The sequence below is a fragment of the Methylophaga sp. UBA3613 genome (genome assembly GCF_002375415.1).
Taxonomy (GTDB): Bacteria; Pseudomonadota; Gammaproteobacteria; order Nitrosococcales; family Methylophagaceae; genus Methylophaga.
On the sequence record NZ_DFLS01000008.1, the window covers coordinates 367539 to 382556 of the forward strand.

At 45.7% G+C, this 15018-nt stretch carries 17 protein-coding genes; all 17 read left to right on the forward strand.

The window, feature by feature from the left end; all coding sequences use genetic code 11:
• Positions 1–8: 8 nt before the first annotated feature.
• The 17 genes from B3S93_RS11580 to B3S93_RS11660 all read left to right on the forward strand — a co-directional run bounded on the left by B3S93_RS11580 (position 9) and on the right by B3S93_RS11660 (position 14770).
• A complete protein-coding gene (locus B3S93_RS11580) occupies positions 9–674 on the forward strand; it encodes a sarcosine oxidase subunit gamma (RefSeq protein WP_292402318.1) in 666 nt (221 codons plus the stop codon).
• Positions 675–775: 101 nt separating this feature from the next.
• Positions 776–2110, forward strand: coding sequence for a type III glutamate--ammonia ligase (gene glnT / locus B3S93_RS11585; RefSeq protein ID WP_292402321.1), 1335 nt, complete (start codon positions 776–778; stop codon positions 2108–2110).
• 35 nt (positions 2111–2145) lie between these two features.
• Positions 2146–3048 carry a class II glutamine amidotransferase gene (locus tag B3S93_RS11590; RefSeq protein WP_292402324.1) on the forward strand — a complete coding sequence of 301 codons (903 nt, stop codon included), beginning with the start codon at positions 2146–2148 and terminating at the stop codon, positions 3046–3048.
• Between the two features lie 24 nt (positions 3049–3072).
• Complete coding sequence (locus B3S93_RS11595) at positions 3073–3756, forward strand: protein glxC (protein WP_292355654.1); 684 nt, start codon at positions 3073–3075, stop codon at positions 3754–3756.
• 24 nt (positions 3757–3780) lie between these two features.
• Entirely contained in the window at positions 3781–5112 is a 1332-nt protein-coding gene (locus tag B3S93_RS11600; protein ID WP_292402328.1) for an FMN-binding glutamate synthase family protein, read from the forward strand.
• A 186-nt stretch (positions 5113–5298) separates the two neighbouring features.
• The gene (locus B3S93_RS11605) at positions 5299–5622 is read left to right on the forward strand and encodes a hypothetical protein (protein WP_292402331.1); all 324 of its coding nucleotides are present in this window, start codon (positions 5299–5301) and stop codon (positions 5620–5622) included.
• Positions 5619–6035: a hypothetical protein gene (locus B3S93_RS11610; RefSeq protein ID WP_292402333.1), complete on the forward strand. Its 417-nt coding sequence runs from the start codon at positions 5619–5621 to the stop codon at positions 6033–6035. Before B3S93_RS11605 ends, B3S93_RS11610 begins: the two co-directional genes overlap by 4 nt.
• Complete coding sequence (locus B3S93_RS11615) at positions 6032–6211, forward strand: hypothetical protein (RefSeq protein ID WP_292355662.1); 180 nt, start codon at positions 6032–6034, stop codon at positions 6209–6211. The genes B3S93_RS11610 and B3S93_RS11615 overlap by 4 nt, the downstream gene beginning before the upstream one ends.
• The gene (locus B3S93_RS11620; RefSeq protein ID WP_292355664.1) at positions 6208–7602 is read left to right on the forward strand and encodes an APC family permease; all 1395 of its coding nucleotides are present in this window, start codon (positions 6208–6210) and stop codon (positions 7600–7602) included. The genes B3S93_RS11615 and B3S93_RS11620 overlap by 4 nt, the downstream gene beginning before the upstream one ends.
• A 14-nt stretch (positions 7603–7616) precedes the next feature.
• A complete protein-coding gene (locus tag B3S93_RS11625) occupies positions 7617–8045 on the forward strand; it encodes a universal stress protein (RefSeq protein WP_292355666.1) in 429 nt (142 codons plus the stop codon).
• A 389-nt stretch (positions 8046–8434) separates the two neighbouring features.
• On the forward strand, positions 8435–9100 hold the full coding sequence (locus tag B3S93_RS11630) for a hypothetical protein (protein WP_292402336.1): 666 nt from the start codon (positions 8435–8437) through the stop codon (positions 9098–9100).
• Entirely contained in the window at positions 9097–9381 is a 285-nt protein-coding gene (locus tag B3S93_RS11635) for a hypothetical protein (RefSeq protein ID WP_292355670.1), read from the forward strand. The genes B3S93_RS11630 and B3S93_RS11635 overlap by 4 nt, the downstream gene beginning before the upstream one ends.
• A 249-nt stretch (positions 9382–9630) precedes the next feature.
• Positions 9631–11088 carry an APC family permease gene (locus B3S93_RS11640; RefSeq protein ID WP_292355672.1) on the forward strand — a complete coding sequence of 486 codons (1458 nt, stop codon included), beginning with the start codon at positions 9631–9633 and terminating at the stop codon, positions 11086–11088.
• Between the two features lie 336 nt (positions 11089–11424).
• Positions 11425–12228: a GTP cyclohydrolase FolE2 gene (gene folE2 / locus B3S93_RS11645; RefSeq protein ID WP_292402338.1), complete on the forward strand. Its 804-nt coding sequence runs from the start codon at positions 11425–11427 to the stop codon at positions 12226–12228.
• Positions 12225–13409: a bifunctional 3,4-dihydroxy-2-butanone-4-phosphate synthase/GTP cyclohydrolase II gene (ribBA, locus tag B3S93_RS11650; protein ID WP_292355676.1), complete on the forward strand. Its 1185-nt coding sequence runs from the start codon at positions 12225–12227 to the stop codon at positions 13407–13409. The genes folE2 and ribBA overlap by 4 nt, the downstream gene beginning before the upstream one ends.
• 9 nt (positions 13410–13418) lie before the next feature.
• The gene (locus tag B3S93_RS11655) at positions 13419–14468 is read left to right on the forward strand and encodes a DMT family transporter (protein ID WP_292355678.1); all 1050 of its coding nucleotides are present in this window, start codon (positions 13419–13421) and stop codon (positions 14466–14468) included.
• Complete coding sequence (locus B3S93_RS11660) at positions 14465–14770, forward strand: hypothetical protein (protein WP_292402341.1); 306 nt, start codon at positions 14465–14467, stop codon at positions 14768–14770. Before B3S93_RS11655 ends, B3S93_RS11660 begins: the two co-directional genes overlap by 4 nt.
• Positions 14771–15018: the final 248 nt, after the last annotated feature.

Sequence of the window (15018 nt, forward strand, 5' to 3'; positions counted from 1 at the left end):
GCCAGCATATGCAAAATGTTGTATTACAAAGTCCAGTTGCGTTTGCCCAGACGTCTCTGAAACCGGAAATGGGTTTTATTAACGGCATGGCGATTGTTAATCGCTATTCCGATCCGGATGTGGAAAGTCGTCATGCTGCAACACTGGCCATTTGCGATGTCAGTTGCCTGACACGTTTCGCTATCAAAGGCCCTGCAGCAACTGATTCTTTAAAAGCAAAAGGGATTGAATTACCCGGTTCAGCAAACAGCTGGAGTCGTCATGATGCAACGCTGGTCATGCGTCTTGGAAATAGTGAATTTCTGCTGGAAGACCCGATTGGCGTACAGCAGTGCAAAGAATTAACTGAACAGTTGCAAAGTGGTGACGGTGTTCATGTCGTGCTGCGTAATGATGCGTCTTTTATTTTAAGTGGCGAGTTGCTTGAAGAGTTACTGGCCCAGGTATGTGCAATTAATCTGAGCGGGCCAATGTTGGCAGACAATCAACTGGCGATGACCTCAATTGCAGGTGTCTCTGTGGTTGTTCTCAGACAGGAAGTGGCAGGTCAATCTCTATTGCGTCTCTGGTGCGATGGCACTTTTGGCGTTTATTTGTGGGAGACCCTGTTGAATATTATTAAAGAGCTAGGCGGCGGACCGGTTGGTATCAACCAGTTTTTCAATAGTAATTAAGCCATCCGGCGCTGAATAAATTAATCCATAGGTCAGGCAATGAAATTTGAGCCAGAAACAAACCTAAGTGAGCCTATCACCGATAACCAGGAGCAAAAGTGATGAAAACTTTAGAACAGGCAGAACAATTTATTAAAGACAACAACGTCAAATATGTTTTAGCACAGTTTGTCGATATTCATGGTGTGGCCAAGGTTAAATCGGTCCCTTCTGCACATCTTAAAGACATCATTAAAACCGGTGCCGGTTTTGCTGGTGGTGCTATCTGTGGCATGGGCATTCAGCCAAACGGCCCTGATTACATGGCGATGGGCGATTTGTCGACATTGTCACTGATCCCATGGCAACCTGGTTATGCAAGAATTATCTGTAACGGACATGTCAACGGCGAACCCTATAACTTCGATTCTCGTGTTGTATTGAAAAACCAGATAAAGCGTCTTGAAGAAAAGGGCTGGACCATGTTTACCGGCCTTGAGCCTGAATTTTCGCTGCTCAAAAAAGATGAATATGGTCATATTCATCCGTTTGAAGATAGCGATACATTACAAAAACCTTGCTACGACTATAAAGGGATTACGCGTCAGAGTGTCTTCCTGGAAAAATTAACGGAATCGCTGATTGAAGTCGGTCTGGATGTTTATCAAATTGACCACGAAGACGCTAATGGCCAGTTCGAGATTAACTATACCTACGCAGACTGCCTGAAAAGTGCCGATGATTTCATTATGTTCAAGATGGCGGCCAGCGAGATCGCCAATGAATTAGGCATGATTTGTACTTATATGCCTAAACCGTTCAGTAACCGTCCCGGCAATGGCATGCATTTGCATATTTCGATCGGTGATGGCGAAAAATGCCTGTTCCATGATGACAGTGATCCGGCAGGGCATGGCCTGAGCAAGTTGGCTTATCACTTTATGGCCGGTCTGCTGGCACATGCTCCGGCATTGTGCGCTTTGGCAGCACCTACCGTTAACTCATACAAACGTCTGGTAGTGGGTCGTTCTTTATCTGGAGCTACCTGGGCACCTGCGTACATCACTTATGGCGATAACAATCGCTCAACTATGGTTCGCATTCCTTACGGACGTATTGAAATGCGACTCCCGGACGGTTCATGCAATCCTTACCTGACCACTGCGGCGATTATCGCTGCAGGCCTTGATGGTGTTGAAAGAGAGCTCGATCCCGGCGAGGGTCATAACACCAACCTTTATGACCTCAGCCCGATGGAGTTGAGAGAAAAGGGTATCAATATCTTACCTCAGAACCTGCATGAAGCATTGCTGGCACTTGAAAAAGACACTGTTGTAAAAGGCGCTTTAGGCGATGGTCTGGCAAATGAGTTTTTGGAACTGAAACACATGGAATGGGTGGAATACATGCGGCACGTCTCTGACTGGGAAATTGATCGTTACGCTGAATTTTATTAAGCAGCCGACTAGTCGGAATTTTTAGGAGAAATCTAATGTGTGGAATTGTTGGTCTTTATTTAAAAAATGATAAGTATCAAAGTCGTTTGGGTGAACTGTTTTCCCCAATGATGATTGCGATGACAGAACGTGGGCCTGATAGTGCCGGCTTTGCCATCTATGGCGATGCCGTCGATAGCGGTATCAAATTTACCCTGCGTCATGAAGATGAAAATTATGACTGGGAAAAATTGGCAAAAGATATTGAAGAAGCACTGGTTACCAAGGTCGATTGGTTTAAAAACAGCAAGGTAGCCATTTTTAAAGTTAAAACTGATGCTGACTTTGTCGAAAACTATTTGCATGAAAATCATCCTGATGTGTTGATCATGAGTGCCGGTACTTCGATTGAGATCCTCAAGGAAGTTGGCCTGCCAGAACGTATCGTGAATATGTTCAACCTGGACAAAATGCAGGGAACTCACATCATTGGCCATACCCGTATGGCGACTGAATCTGCGGTGACTATGGCGGGTAGTCATCCATTCTCAACCGGAATGGATCTGTGTCTGGTACATAACGGTTCTCTATCGAATCACAACCGTATGCGTCAGGAATTGAAACGTAATGGTATTCACTTTGATACCGATAATGACACTGAAGTAGCGGCGGGTTTTCTGACCTATCGCTTGCAGCAAGGTGATTCTTTGCATCAAGCCCTGGAACACGCTTTAAAAGAGTTAGATGGTTTTTACACCTTTACTATTGGCACCAAAGATGGTTTTGCAGTAGTTCGTGATCCGATCGCCTGCAAACCGGCTGTTATTGCAGAAACCGATGATTATGTGGCGATGGCCTCTGAATATCAGGCATTAACCACTTTGCCAGGAATCGAAAATGCCAAGGTTTGGGAACCTGAACCGTCAACTATCTATGCCTGGGAACGTGGCAGTAACTGACCAGAAGTGCTTAAGGGGAACACAATGAAAACTATTGATTTAGCAAAACAAACAGTGCGTGATTTAAATCAGGCGTTACATGACCAGGCTGCTGCATGTACTGAAACAGAGTGGGAAGTGCTTAATCCAAAAGGACAGCACAACCTGGCCGTAGGTCTTGATCAGAAACTCAGAGTCGATATCAAGGGACATGCCGGTTATTACTGTGGGGGCATGAACAAAGAAGCCGATATCGTGGTTCACGGTAGTGCGGGTCAAGGCGTAGCAGAGAACATGATGTCTGGCAGTGTCCGCGTTAAAGGTAATGCTTCATCTTCTGCAGGCGCTACCTCTATCGGTGGGCTGTTGGTTATAGAAGGTGACGCTGGTTCACGCTGTGGCATTTCAATGAAAGGCTCGGACATAGTCGTAACAGGCAATGTTGGCCATATGAGCTGCTTTATGGGACAGGCCGGTACCCTCGTGGTTTGTGGTGACGCCGGAGATGCGTTGGGTGATTCACTGTATGAAGTTCACATTTACGTCAAAGGCGAAGTGAAATCATTGGGTGCGGATTGCATTGCCAAAGAAATGCGTGATGAACACATCCAGGAACTGAGTCATTTACTCAAGCGTGCCGGGGTGGATGAAGATCCCCATGCCTTCAAACGTTATGGTTCAGCCCGTCAACTATACAATTTCAAAGTCGATAACGCTTCTGCGTATTAATGCTGATTTTACGAGGAATCTATTATGAGTGAAAAAAAGAAATACATTACCGAGCTCCGTGAGTCAGCGACATTTGATCGGTCGACCATGTCCGAAATTCGTCGGGCAGCGGAAACTGGTATCTATGATATCCGTGGCTGGGGTGCCAAGCGTAAGTTGCCACATTTTGATGACTTGTTATTTCTGGGTGCGAGTATGTCTCGTTATCCGTTGGAAGGTTATCGTGAAAAATGTAATACCCAAGTGACATTGGGCACCCGTTTTGCCAAAAAACCGATCGTTATCGAAACACCGGTAACCATAGCCGGTATGAGTTTTGGTGCCTTATCGGCCAATGCAAAAGAAGCTCTGGGCCGTGGTGCGTCTGCAGTAGGCACTTCAACCACAACCGGTGACGGTGGTATGACGCCTGAAGAACGTGGTCAATCAACCAAACTGGTCTATCAATACCTGCCATCGCGTTATGGGATGAATCCGGATGATCTGCGTAAGGCAGATGCTATCGAAGTGGTGTTGGGACAAGGTGCTAAACCAGGTGGTGGTGGCATGTTGTTGGGCCAGAAAATTACTGAGCGGGTCGCCAAAATGCGTACCTTGCCGATGGGCGTTGATCAACGCAGTGCCTGCCGTCATCCAGACTGGACGGGTCCGGATGATCTGGCAATCAAGATCCTTGAATTGCGTGAAATTACAGACTGGCAGGTGCCTATCTATATCAAAGTCGGTGCCACACGTACTTACTACGATGTGAAGCTTGCGGTTAAAGCCGGTGCTGATGTCATCGTTGTTGATGGTATGCAGGGCGGTACGGCGGCAACCCAGGAAGTCTTTATCGAACATGTTGGTATTCCAACTATGGCCGCTATTCCACAGGCCGTTCAGGCGCTGCAGGAAATGGGCATGCATCGTAAAGTACAGCTGATCGTTTCCGGTGGTATTCGTAACGGCGCTGACGTAGCTAAATGTATGGCATTGGGTGCTGATGCAGTTGCCATCGGTACAGCAGCCTTGATCGCATTGGGATGTAACGATCCTAAATATGATGAAGAGTTCAAAGCGATTGGTTCAGCTGCCGGTTTTTATGATGATTATCATGAAGGTCGTGATCCGGCAGGTATTTCAACCCAGGATCCGGAGCTCAGCAAACGGCTGGATCCAGTTGAAGGTGGACGTCGTCTGGCCAATTATCTTCGTGTGCTGACACTGGAAGCACAGACACTGGCACGTGCCTGTGGCAAAAATGATATGCGTAACCTTGAACCTGAAGATTTGGTGGCCTTAACAGTGGAATCCGCTGCAATGGCCAGAGTACCACTCGCTGGTACTAACTGGATACCAGGCCAACAGCAGTTCTGATAACGCATTACTAAGAGTAATCGAGACAAGGGCTGATGCTGTTTTGATTAAACCTACTTAAAGAGATCCTTACCCCGTCAATTTAAGTCAGTTTATTCATGATGGCATCAGCCCTTTTTTTTTCATTTCACAGAGGAGGCAAAAGTGTAGTCATTAACTATCTTTAAATCAGAGAGAGACATAACTATGAATAATAATTTAAAAAAACGTATAGAAAGTATGTACAAAAGGGACTGTGTTATGGCCTGGTCAGATATCGTTTTACTCTGGCTGGCAATAGGCTTTGTCCTCATTAGTATCTTGAGCATTGTGGAAGATCCCTTCATCCGAGTGGTGTTGATAATTTCCAGTGCATTGTTAGTGATTTTCAATACGGCGTCAGTGGCAGCAATGACCAAACACTACGCTGAAGATAAGAATTTCATTTACGAATTAGACATTAAGCATCTTGATGAAAATCGAGAAGCGAAAAAATTAATGCAAGAGTCTACTAATGAGGAAAGGCTATGACTAACTATATCCCCAAAACTCAGCATAAACGCGGTCAACTATTTGACAGTTTATTTATTCTATTTTTAGTTTACGTAAGTCTTTATATCCCTTTGTTTCTGGAGTCTGATACCAAATCAGCCGATGAAACAACGTCTGCCCAGGTAATCACCTGGGAGTCTCTTGATGTCTCACCCGTGGAACAGGAACAGTGGCAAAAGCTAGGCTTTGATGAGGTAGCTGCTGCTGAGATCATTAACGACCGATTTGATTACACCATCGACCCGGTCATGCTGATTATCACGGCGTTAGTCATTATCGGTTACTTCTTTTTTGTTCTCCGAGTTTCAGACAGGCAATACCGCGAGGTGATTGCGGAAAAATTCGGTACTGCTGGTAGCCAGGCAAATAACGAACAGGGGGACGCGAGATGATTTATTGGGATTTATTGAGCTATGCCGCCTGGATCATTTCTGCCGGGCTGCTGTTATGGATTGTAGTCGATGCCGTGAGCGTCTCTCGTCAGTTTGATGAGGAGCTACTGGTCAGTTCTCGAGAAGGCTCTGATGAATTATTGGAGCAAATCAAACACGAGGGAGAAGACAAATGAGCCAATCTACTTCTACTGGTGGAGATCAAAAACGTATTTCAATGCTGAAAGTGTTGAATCCATTTCATGTCTGGGCACTTGGCGTCGGTATCGTACTGGTCGGTGAGTTTATGGGCTGGAACTTTTCAGTTGCCAAAGGTGGTGCATATGGTGCTTTGATTGCATGCTGGGTAATTGGGTTGTTATACAGTTGCGTGGCGATGATCGACTCTGAAGTGACATCAACTGTGGCAGCAGCGGGTGGGCAGTATACTCAGGCCAAACACATTATTGGGCCGCTTATGGCCTTTAATGTGGGTCTGTATCTGGTCATGGCTTATACCATGCTGGAAGCTGCCGATGCACTGATTGTTGGAGATTTGATGGCTGCGGTGGCTTCAGCCACAGGTTATGCCGATCTGAATCCCCAGCCGTTTGTGGTGTTGACCATCGCTTTTCTGGCCTGGCTGAATTACCGGGGGGTGTTTATGACCCTGACGGTAAATTTTGTCATTACGCTGTTTGCTTTTCTGGCCATTATTGCTTTGTTTATTGGCAGTGATCCACTGAATCCTGGCAATATTCTCAAGCATAGTGATTTATTAACTGAGTTACCCTATGGCTGGATTGGGGTGGTTGCGGCATTGCAGTTCGGCATGTGGTATTACCTGGGGATTGAAGGAACCTGTCAGGCTGCAGAAGAGGTACGTAGTGCTGGAAGAGCTATTCCATTAGGTACTATTGGTGGAATTCTAACCCTGCTGGTGGCTGCGACTTTAACCTGGTATGTTTCCACGGGTCTGATGCCATGGCAATATCTGGGACAGGCAACTACTCCTTTGTATGATGCGGCATCCATTATTGGTAATCCATCGCTGCAGATAGTGTTGTTTATCGGCACCATGTTTGCGGCGATTGCTTCTGCTAACGGATGTATCAATGATGCGGCAAGAGCCTGGTTTTCAATGGGGCGTGACCGTTATATGCCAACCTGGTTCGGAGCCATTCATCCTCATTACCGAACGCCATTCCGGGCCATCATCTTCCTGATCCCAATAGCTGTTTCATTTGCATTCACCGGTCTGTTGGATCAGGTCATTACATTCTCGATTCTGTCAGGTTTGTTGGGCTATACCTTTATGTCCTTCAATATGATGCGATTCAGAAAAATGTGGCCTTTGGATGTGATTAAGCGTGGCTACATTCATCCGTTTCATCCTATTCCGGCATTTACACTGCTAGCGCTTTGTTCGGTGGTTTATTTTGCTACTTTCCTCGGTTACGGCGCTTCATTGCTGTCAATTATGGCGTTCTACATTGTTGCTTCAGTGTGGTTTGTAAAACGTCGTTATCAGTTTGTGAAACGCGGTGATCAGTTCACCATGCCTTGGCCACGGCCGAAAGGTTATTAAAGGAGGAGGCGGAAATGAAAAAAATACTATGTGCAACAGATGGTTCTCACAGTGCTGAAAAAGCCGTTGAGTTTGCCGTTGAAATGGCACTTCTGGCGAAGGCTGAACTGACATTTATTCATGTGATCAGGCCGACTGGAGAAGATGTTACTAAAACCTACTTCTGGGACTCTACTATGCTCAGAGCAGCTGATGAGCAGATACAGAGGGAGTTGCAGCAAGCTTTTGATAAGGCCCAACAGAAGGGGCTCGGATCGGTGTCCTGCACCACGGTACAGGGACATAATGTGGCAGCAGCAATTATCCATTTTGCTGATGTAAATCATTATGACCATGTGATAACCGGGTCTGTGGGCCGCACCGGTGTCTCTAAGGTACTGCTTGGTTCTATTGCCGAGCAGGTTATCAGTAAGGCGCATTGCCCGGTAACGGTGGTGCGTTAATCGTTGACCCCGCAGTGAGTGAAAAGCTGACTGCGGGGTCTTTTTTCACGATTTTTTACTGTTTTGCAGAGGATTTCTCAATGTTCAGTCAATTATTTTTTGTATTAGGGCTTGTTGATCTTTCATATCCACCACTGCTGGCGGCTATTTTTGTGTCCAACAAGGCGGAAAGCACGCCGTGTAGCTGCCTACACAAGTGATTGACAACGCAGGTGGTCGCAAAAATAGTCCCAGCCCTTCGGGTTGTGACTGAAAAAGCGCCACTCTGCGTTGCTCGTCGCTTATTTAGAATAACTAAAAGGCGCTCCTCGTGCCTTGATTGACGCTTTTTCAGCTCACAACAGAGGTGTATATGAAAGATCAACAAGCCCTAGGGTGGGGAGGATATTATGTCTGAGCTCGGTGTTTTTACGCTGGTCATTGTGTTTAGTTTTTCCCTGTGGTGGCTATATAAACAACATCATCGACAGGTGATTCAATCGCGTGCGAATTTGCTTAATGGTTTCGCAAAGGTCATGAATGTAAGTGAAACTCACTTTAATACTGCCGGTTATGCCTCATTAAAAGGTGTTTTTAATCAGACACCGCTGAGTTTAAGGGTTGAGGTGGATAACCTTACTGCCCGTAAGATTCCGGTGATGTGGTTGCATATTCAACTGCCTAACACTCCTGCCATAAACGGCAGTCTCGATATTCTGGTACGACCACAGAATACCGAGTTTTACAGTCCGTCATGGCAATGGTCTCAACCGATTAAGCCATTGTCTGGCTGGCCGGAACATGCCCGTTATATGAGTCGGGGTGTGACGCCAGAACTACAGGCAATTGACGCTGATGTCAGGACGATATTTGCCGATCAAAAAGTCAAAGAACTTCTTATAACCCCCGATGCAGTTCGACTGACATATCTGATTCGTCAGGCTGACAGGGGTAATTATTTACTTTTGCGATCGGTGCAATTTGATGACGAACCGATCGATTCTGATCAGATAGCAGCATTGACGCGTCAACTACAGCGTTTACAACAGCATTTAACTGGAGGCAAAAACGCATGAGCGAGACTTTGCGAAAACCATTCCGCCCCGTTCATCCATACCTCGTACTGCTCGTCGCTATTTTATTGCCCGGGGTAGGTCAGGTACTGAATCATGCACCTATAAGAGGTCTGATGATGGTGTTTTTTATGATGGTTCTGGGGGTCATTACTTTCAATCTGGCTGCGCCGGATATTTCGCTGGTTGGCAAGTTTGCCGGTGGGGTTTTTATTTATGCCATATCTATCATGGATGCGTATATGTGGGCGCGGTTGCACTGGACTATGGCAAAGCAGAAATAGTTTATAGAGCGATGGAGCTGGACATTTTTCTTAATAGTTTGCATTGCATATCGGCTGACAGGTACACCTAAAGGAGTACTTATTGAGGAGAATTATCAATCCCTCATTATTAAGCTAAGTTCAAAGCGGGTTTGAAATGAACCTGTATTCAACATGTTAAATGTTTTTTTTAAATTACTTATCAAAATAATAACTACAAGAAATTACACGCTTAATAAGCTGGAGATGATTCTTATGAGAGAAAATAACATGAGCACTACAAGTGCCTCCGTCACAGGAGAGCATTCTAATGACCTTGAACGCTCCATAGACTGGAAGCAGGGGCTGGCTATTGCGTCCGGCGTACCGTTACTGATTTTACCTTCATTGGGTTACTTTCCCCTCTGGGTCGCCTCTGCAGCAATCCTTATCTGGGGTTTATCGGTACTGCAGGGCTTTATGCAAAATCTTGCCTATGCTGAATTGGCCACTACCTTTCCTAAAGCCTCGGGTTTACCTGGTTTTGCCCAAAATGTATTCAAAACCCAGAATTACGATGGAAATTATGACAAAGGAAAGCTTATCGGTGGTTTCAGTGCCTGGAGTTACTGGTTTGCATGGAATCCAGTACTGGCGATTTTTGCCATACTTGTCGGTAGTTATCTGCATGGACTATTTCCGGTGCTGGGAACGATGTTTACCGAATATCAGCTCTCTTTGATATCAGGAGGTGTGATTTTTAGTGTACTGCTTATCATCAACAGCTTTGGTCTTAAAGACAGTGCGATTTTAGGTTACATCCTGGCAGCCATTTCGTTGATACCACTGGTGGTAATGACTGTTACCCCTTTTGCTACCGGGGCAGTGGAAATCAGTAATATCACAAACAGCTGGTTGCCTGCAGATTGGTCCTGGGATATGCACCATATATTGATTTTATTCGGTTTGTTTGCGATTGCCCAGTGGAGTGCCTGTGCATGGGAAACCGCAGCGATTTATGGTCCTGAATATAAAAAACCAGGCACGGACGTTCCCAAGGCATTGTTTGTCTGTGGGGCAATCTGTTTATTTTCCTTTGTACTGGTCCAGGCGGCTGTTATCGGCGTTTTAGGAGTTGATGGTGTTCTTGCTGAACCCTTGTCACCAATGATTCCAGTTGCTGAAGCTGCCTTTGGTAAGGCGGGTGCAATGATTGCCATTATTATGCTGATTGCTGCAATGATTCTGATTATTCAAACAGCCTATCTTGGCTCTGCCAGAGCTATGCACTCAATGGCGAGTGAAGGAAATTTACCGAGAGTATTTGGCAAATTGAATTCACGAGGAACACCCGTTGTGGCAATGGTGGTTATCGGTCTTTTTAACCTGATATTAATTTCGATGGGTACACCGGCGGCCATCTTAGCTGCTTCAGCTATTGGTTATACCTGTGCCAATGGCATCAGCCTGTTTGCTTATGTCAAAGCTAAAAATAATCCTAACTTTGCCAATCTGGACAGACCATTCAAAGCGCCAAAAGGTTGGAAGAACGTTGCTCTGCTATTCGGTTTGTTCAATATTCCGCTTTGCCTGATCGGTGTGGTGTATCTGAACAGTCTTGAAGTGGGTTGGTTTTCTACATGGGTTGGTTTTATTGTTCTGGGAATGTATCTGCCTATCTGGCTTTACACTCAATATGAAGCACGCTCGCAGCCAGAGATCGTTGTAAATGCTGCAGCGGGAGATTAATAAAGTCGTCGGGTCATATAGTAAAAATGGGAACTTTGCAGTTCTAATGAAGTGTAATTTTGATCACAAATTTACAGTGATTTTCTAACTACTTGGGAGTAATCCTTCTTTGGAATTGTTAGTGCCCTTGCTCGACGTAATAATGTAATCGTTGCTGAGTTACAGCTTAAATTCAGCTTCATTTAATTTCCTCGATCCGTTCTCTCGTTGAGGCGTTGGGTGGATCAGGCCAGATAACAAAATTAGCAGTTTTTTGTTATCAAAGGCTGATCCACCTTTTTTTTGAGGAATACAGCAGGTGATTAACCAGCAATCTAAAAACAGAAGGATAGATCGATGAACCTACCCCTGCATATTCAACTGGAAGATGTTCAGAATACGCCAGATAAACGCTGCCTAATCATCGATAGAGTTGGTATAAAATCTCTGCGTTATCCCATATTTTTTCAGAGTGATGCTGATGAAGCGCCTATTCGTGTGGTAGCTGACTTCAATATGTATGTGAAGTTGCCCCATGATGTGAAAGGCACGCATATGTCACGCTTCATCGAGCTGCTGGAAACGCCTGATCTGGTGATGTCATCGGATACTATCGGCGATTTCATGGAAACTATGCTGACTCAGCTTGAAGCAGATAGCGGTCACCTGGAAATGCAGTTTCCTTTTTTTATTCGTAAGCAGGCACCGGTTTCCGGCGTCAGCAGTATGATGGATTACGATATCACGCTGATTGCCAATATGCAGGAAACGCTCAGTCTTAAACTCAAAGTAGCGATTCCAGTAACCAGTCTATGTCCCTGCTCGAAAAAAATCTCCGAATATGGTGCTCACAATCAGCGTTCAATGATTACCGTGACTGCGGAATTGGGACAGATTATCAGTCTAAAATCTCTGATTGAGAAGATTGAAAAACAGGCTTCCAGTGAGCTTTACGGCTTGCTCAAACGCCCAGATGAAAAGTTCGTCACCGAATATGCATACGATAATCCAAAATTTGTCGAAGATCTGGTGCGTGATGTGGCTGCCTCGTTAAATAGCTGTGAAGCCATTGTCGATTACATTATTGAATGTGAAAACTTCGAGTCGATACATAACCATTCGGCTTATGCCATGTTGCAGAAAAGCAGGGGATCGCTATGAACTATCCATTACAGCCACCCAGTTTTCCGCTTTCTGAATCGACAGTAATCTCTCCGGTAGAAGAAATCATTGATGAAATACGCCAGGGCAGAATGGTTATTCTGATTGATGATGAGGATCGGGAAAATGAGGGGGATATCGTGATAGCAGCCGATGCCGTCACAGCAGAACATATCAACTTCATGGCCCGTTATGCCCGGGGACTGATTTGTCTGACATTGACCGAAGCACGTTGTCGTCAGTTGGAACTGCCCTTGATGGTCAAACATAATCGAGCGCAGTTAAGCACCAACTTTACGGTATCCATTGAAGCCGCAGAAGGCGTGACCACTGGTATTTCTGCTGCAGACCGTGCTCGAACTGTTCAGGCTGCAGTGGCAGCGAATGCCACTCCAACCGATATTGTTCGGCCAGGGCATATTTTTCCGTTAATGGCACAACCTGGCGGTGTGCTGGCACGGGCAGGCCATACTGAAGCCGGTTGCGATATTGCAGCAATGGCTGATAGAACCCCGGCCGCAGTGATCTGCGAGATCATGAATGAGGACGGTAGCATGGCGAGATTGCCTGATCTGCAGGGATTTGCCCGTGAGCATGGCCTGAAAATCGGCACCATCGCTGATCTGATTGCCTATCGGCATCAGACAGAAACATTGATTGAACGCAAAAGCAGTCGTCTGATCAATACGGTGTTTGGTGATTTTGAGTTGATCGGTTACCGGGATATTACAACGGATAAAACGCATCTGGTCATGCTGTATGGAGATCCAACAAAATCTGCCAGCACGTTAGTCAGAGTTCATGAACCGTTATCAGTCATTGAATTACTTGATGCCAAGCAACACTCCCATAGCTGGAGTATTCATGCTGCAATGCAGAAAATCGCCAGCGAGGGGGCCGGTGTGATTGTGTTGTTACGACGTGATGAGTCCGAACAGGACATTCTCAGGCAAATCAGCAGTCCGGATTCTTTGCCTGTCGCCAGTATTGAGTTGAAGGATTATGGCATCGGTGCTCAAATTCTGCTGGATCTCGGAATCAGACGTATGCGTCTGATGACACGCCCACGCAAAATCCACAATATGACGGGGTTTGGTCTGGTAGTGGAAGACTATGTATTACCTGAAAAGTCGGAAAAGGGGATGGATGCTGCTCTTGCAGAACTGATACAGGCGTTGTAGGGAAATTTAATGTCATTATCGTTGGATAAAGCACTGCACAATCATTTCCAACGCAGTCAGCGTTGGGGTTTTACCTGGGCTTTATGGACCGCTGTGCTGTGGGGTGCCTGGTATGTACCCGGTACAGCAATGTGGTATGAAGAACCCTTTGTCAGTATTCATAGCGGAGATCATGGCATGCGTCTGGCTGCCACGGCTGTGATGACCTGGATCCACGCTGTTGTAGTATTACTGTTTCTAGTTATCTGGAACGGAATGCTGGGCAAGTTACGTGATTATGGACGCACTATTGTGCGTTTCAGACGAATCTCTAAATGGTATGCACTCGCTTCTTTGTGTGGTGGTCCGATGGCCATTTTCGGTTCATATATGGCGATGGGCTATGTCGGCCCTGTGTTTGCAGCGATTACCTCGCTATTTTATCCCGTTGTCGGAGCAATAATTGCGCGACTCTGGTATCACGAAAAAATCTCCGGCCGTGCTGCACTTGGCATGGCAATTATTATCATGGGCGGCATGGTCATTTATGGTCCAGGATTGTTTGGGGAAATTGATATAAGCGAAAACTATGCCTGGCTTGGGTATGTGGGTGGCATCATGTCAGCGATTGGTTGGGGGGCTGAGGGGGCAGTAGCGTCGCGTGCAATGGACGTTACTGATCCTGATGTTGGTATTCAATGTCGCTTCAGCTTTGAAATTCTGTTTTGGGGCATTCTGGTATTGCCAATGATCTACCTGCTGACAGATTTACCCATTATTACATTACTGGTAGATATGCTGACCAGCCCTATGGTGATGATCTGGATGGTGTTGGCTTCGATTGCTCATGCATATTGTTATACCTCATTTTATAAGAGTTTTTCACTGATTGGTGTGGGCCGGGGTGAGGCTATCGGTAATTTATACGGGGTGTTTGCTGTCTTGTTTGTTATGGCATTCACGCTGGAACTACCCGAATGGTATTTCGTGTTGGGCCTGATTCTGACCGTAACCGGCAGCTTTGTTATGTATCGTGAACCGGCTGAGAACATTTCTACTCTTCGTGAGGTGAAATCATGAAACCACCACAAAAGGGTTTTTTGCTGATCACGTTAAATCAGTCCCCGAGTTTGTGGGATTTTGAACTGATTCAACGGGCAATGGTTGAATATGAGCTGCAGGGCCATTACTGGATTAATCATTTTAGTATTGCTTTGGATGAGCTGGCCTCAGCCGGACTCATTAACCGTATCGGGTATCGGCTTGATGATGGTGAAGCGATTGCGAAGGATCGTTTATTGTTTGAGTTTGCTTTGTCTGACTTTGGTCGACAACGCATGTTGGATACCGGTCTATTAGATGGAGTAACAACCAATGACTGAATTCTGGGGATATCCTTACGCCGATGTGCTGGCTTTTGTAATTATATTTGGGCTAAGCCTTGTGGCTTTAGTGTGTGCAAGAATATTTGTCAAAACGTATTAAGTCTCTATAACTCACGTCAGCTATTCATCTACCACCTTGGAAGTACGCCTAAAGGTGTGTTGCCATACCATGTCTATAACAATCATATTGTCAGATACCCAGCTTTGAGCTGTTTGTGAATTGTATTTTGACCCTCTTCAATGCG

What these genes read in the sequence shown, in the direction of transcription:
- B3S93_RS11580 (WP_292402318.1), top strand. Translation starts at nt 9, where the DNA reads ATGCAAAATGTTGTATTACAAAGTCCAGTTGCGTTTGCCCAGACGTCT.
- glnT (WP_292402321.1), top strand. Translation starts at nt 776, where the DNA reads ATGAAAACTTTAGAACAGGCAGAACAATTTATTAAAGACAACAACGTC.
- B3S93_RS11590 (WP_292402324.1), top strand. Translation starts at nt 2,146, where the DNA reads ATGTGTGGAATTGTTGGTCTTTATTTAAAAAATGATAAGTATCAAAGT.
- B3S93_RS11595 (WP_292355654.1), top strand. Translation starts at nt 3,073, where the DNA reads ATGAAAACTATTGATTTAGCAAAACAAACAGTGCGTGATTTAAATCAG.
- B3S93_RS11600 (WP_292402328.1), top strand. Translation starts at nt 3,781, where the DNA reads ATGAGTGAAAAAAAGAAATACATTACCGAGCTCCGTGAGTCAGCGACA.
- B3S93_RS11605 (WP_292402331.1), top strand. Translation starts at nt 5,299, where the DNA reads ATGAATAATAATTTAAAAAAACGTATAGAAAGTATGTACAAAAGGGAC.
- B3S93_RS11610 (WP_292402333.1), top strand. Translation starts at nt 5,619, where the DNA reads ATGACTAACTATATCCCCAAAACTCAGCATAAACGCGGTCAACTATTT.
- B3S93_RS11615 (WP_292355662.1), top strand. Translation starts at nt 6,032, where the DNA reads ATGATTTATTGGGATTTATTGAGCTATGCCGCCTGGATCATTTCTGCC.
- B3S93_RS11620 (WP_292355664.1), top strand. Translation starts at nt 6,208, where the DNA reads ATGAGCCAATCTACTTCTACTGGTGGAGATCAAAAACGTATTTCAATG.
- B3S93_RS11625 (WP_292355666.1), top strand. Translation starts at nt 7,617, where the DNA reads ATGAAAAAAATACTATGTGCAACAGATGGTTCTCACAGTGCTGAAAAA.
- B3S93_RS11630 (WP_292402336.1), top strand. Translation starts at nt 8,435, where the DNA reads ATGTCTGAGCTCGGTGTTTTTACGCTGGTCATTGTGTTTAGTTTTTCC.
- B3S93_RS11635 (WP_292355670.1), top strand. Translation starts at nt 9,097, where the DNA reads ATGAGCGAGACTTTGCGAAAACCATTCCGCCCCGTTCATCCATACCTC.
- B3S93_RS11640 (WP_292355672.1), top strand. Translation starts at nt 9,631, where the DNA reads ATGAGCACTACAAGTGCCTCCGTCACAGGAGAGCATTCTAATGACCTT.
- folE2 (WP_292402338.1), top strand. Translation starts at nt 11,425, where the DNA reads ATGAACCTACCCCTGCATATTCAACTGGAAGATGTTCAGAATACGCCA.
- ribBA (WP_292355676.1), top strand. Translation starts at nt 12,225, where the DNA reads ATGAACTATCCATTACAGCCACCCAGTTTTCCGCTTTCTGAATCGACA.
- B3S93_RS11655 (WP_292355678.1), top strand. Translation starts at nt 13,419, where the DNA reads ATGTCATTATCGTTGGATAAAGCACTGCACAATCATTTCCAACGCAGT.
- B3S93_RS11660 (WP_292402341.1), top strand. Translation starts at nt 14,465, where the DNA reads ATGAAACCACCACAAAAGGGTTTTTTGCTGATCACGTTAAATCAGTCC.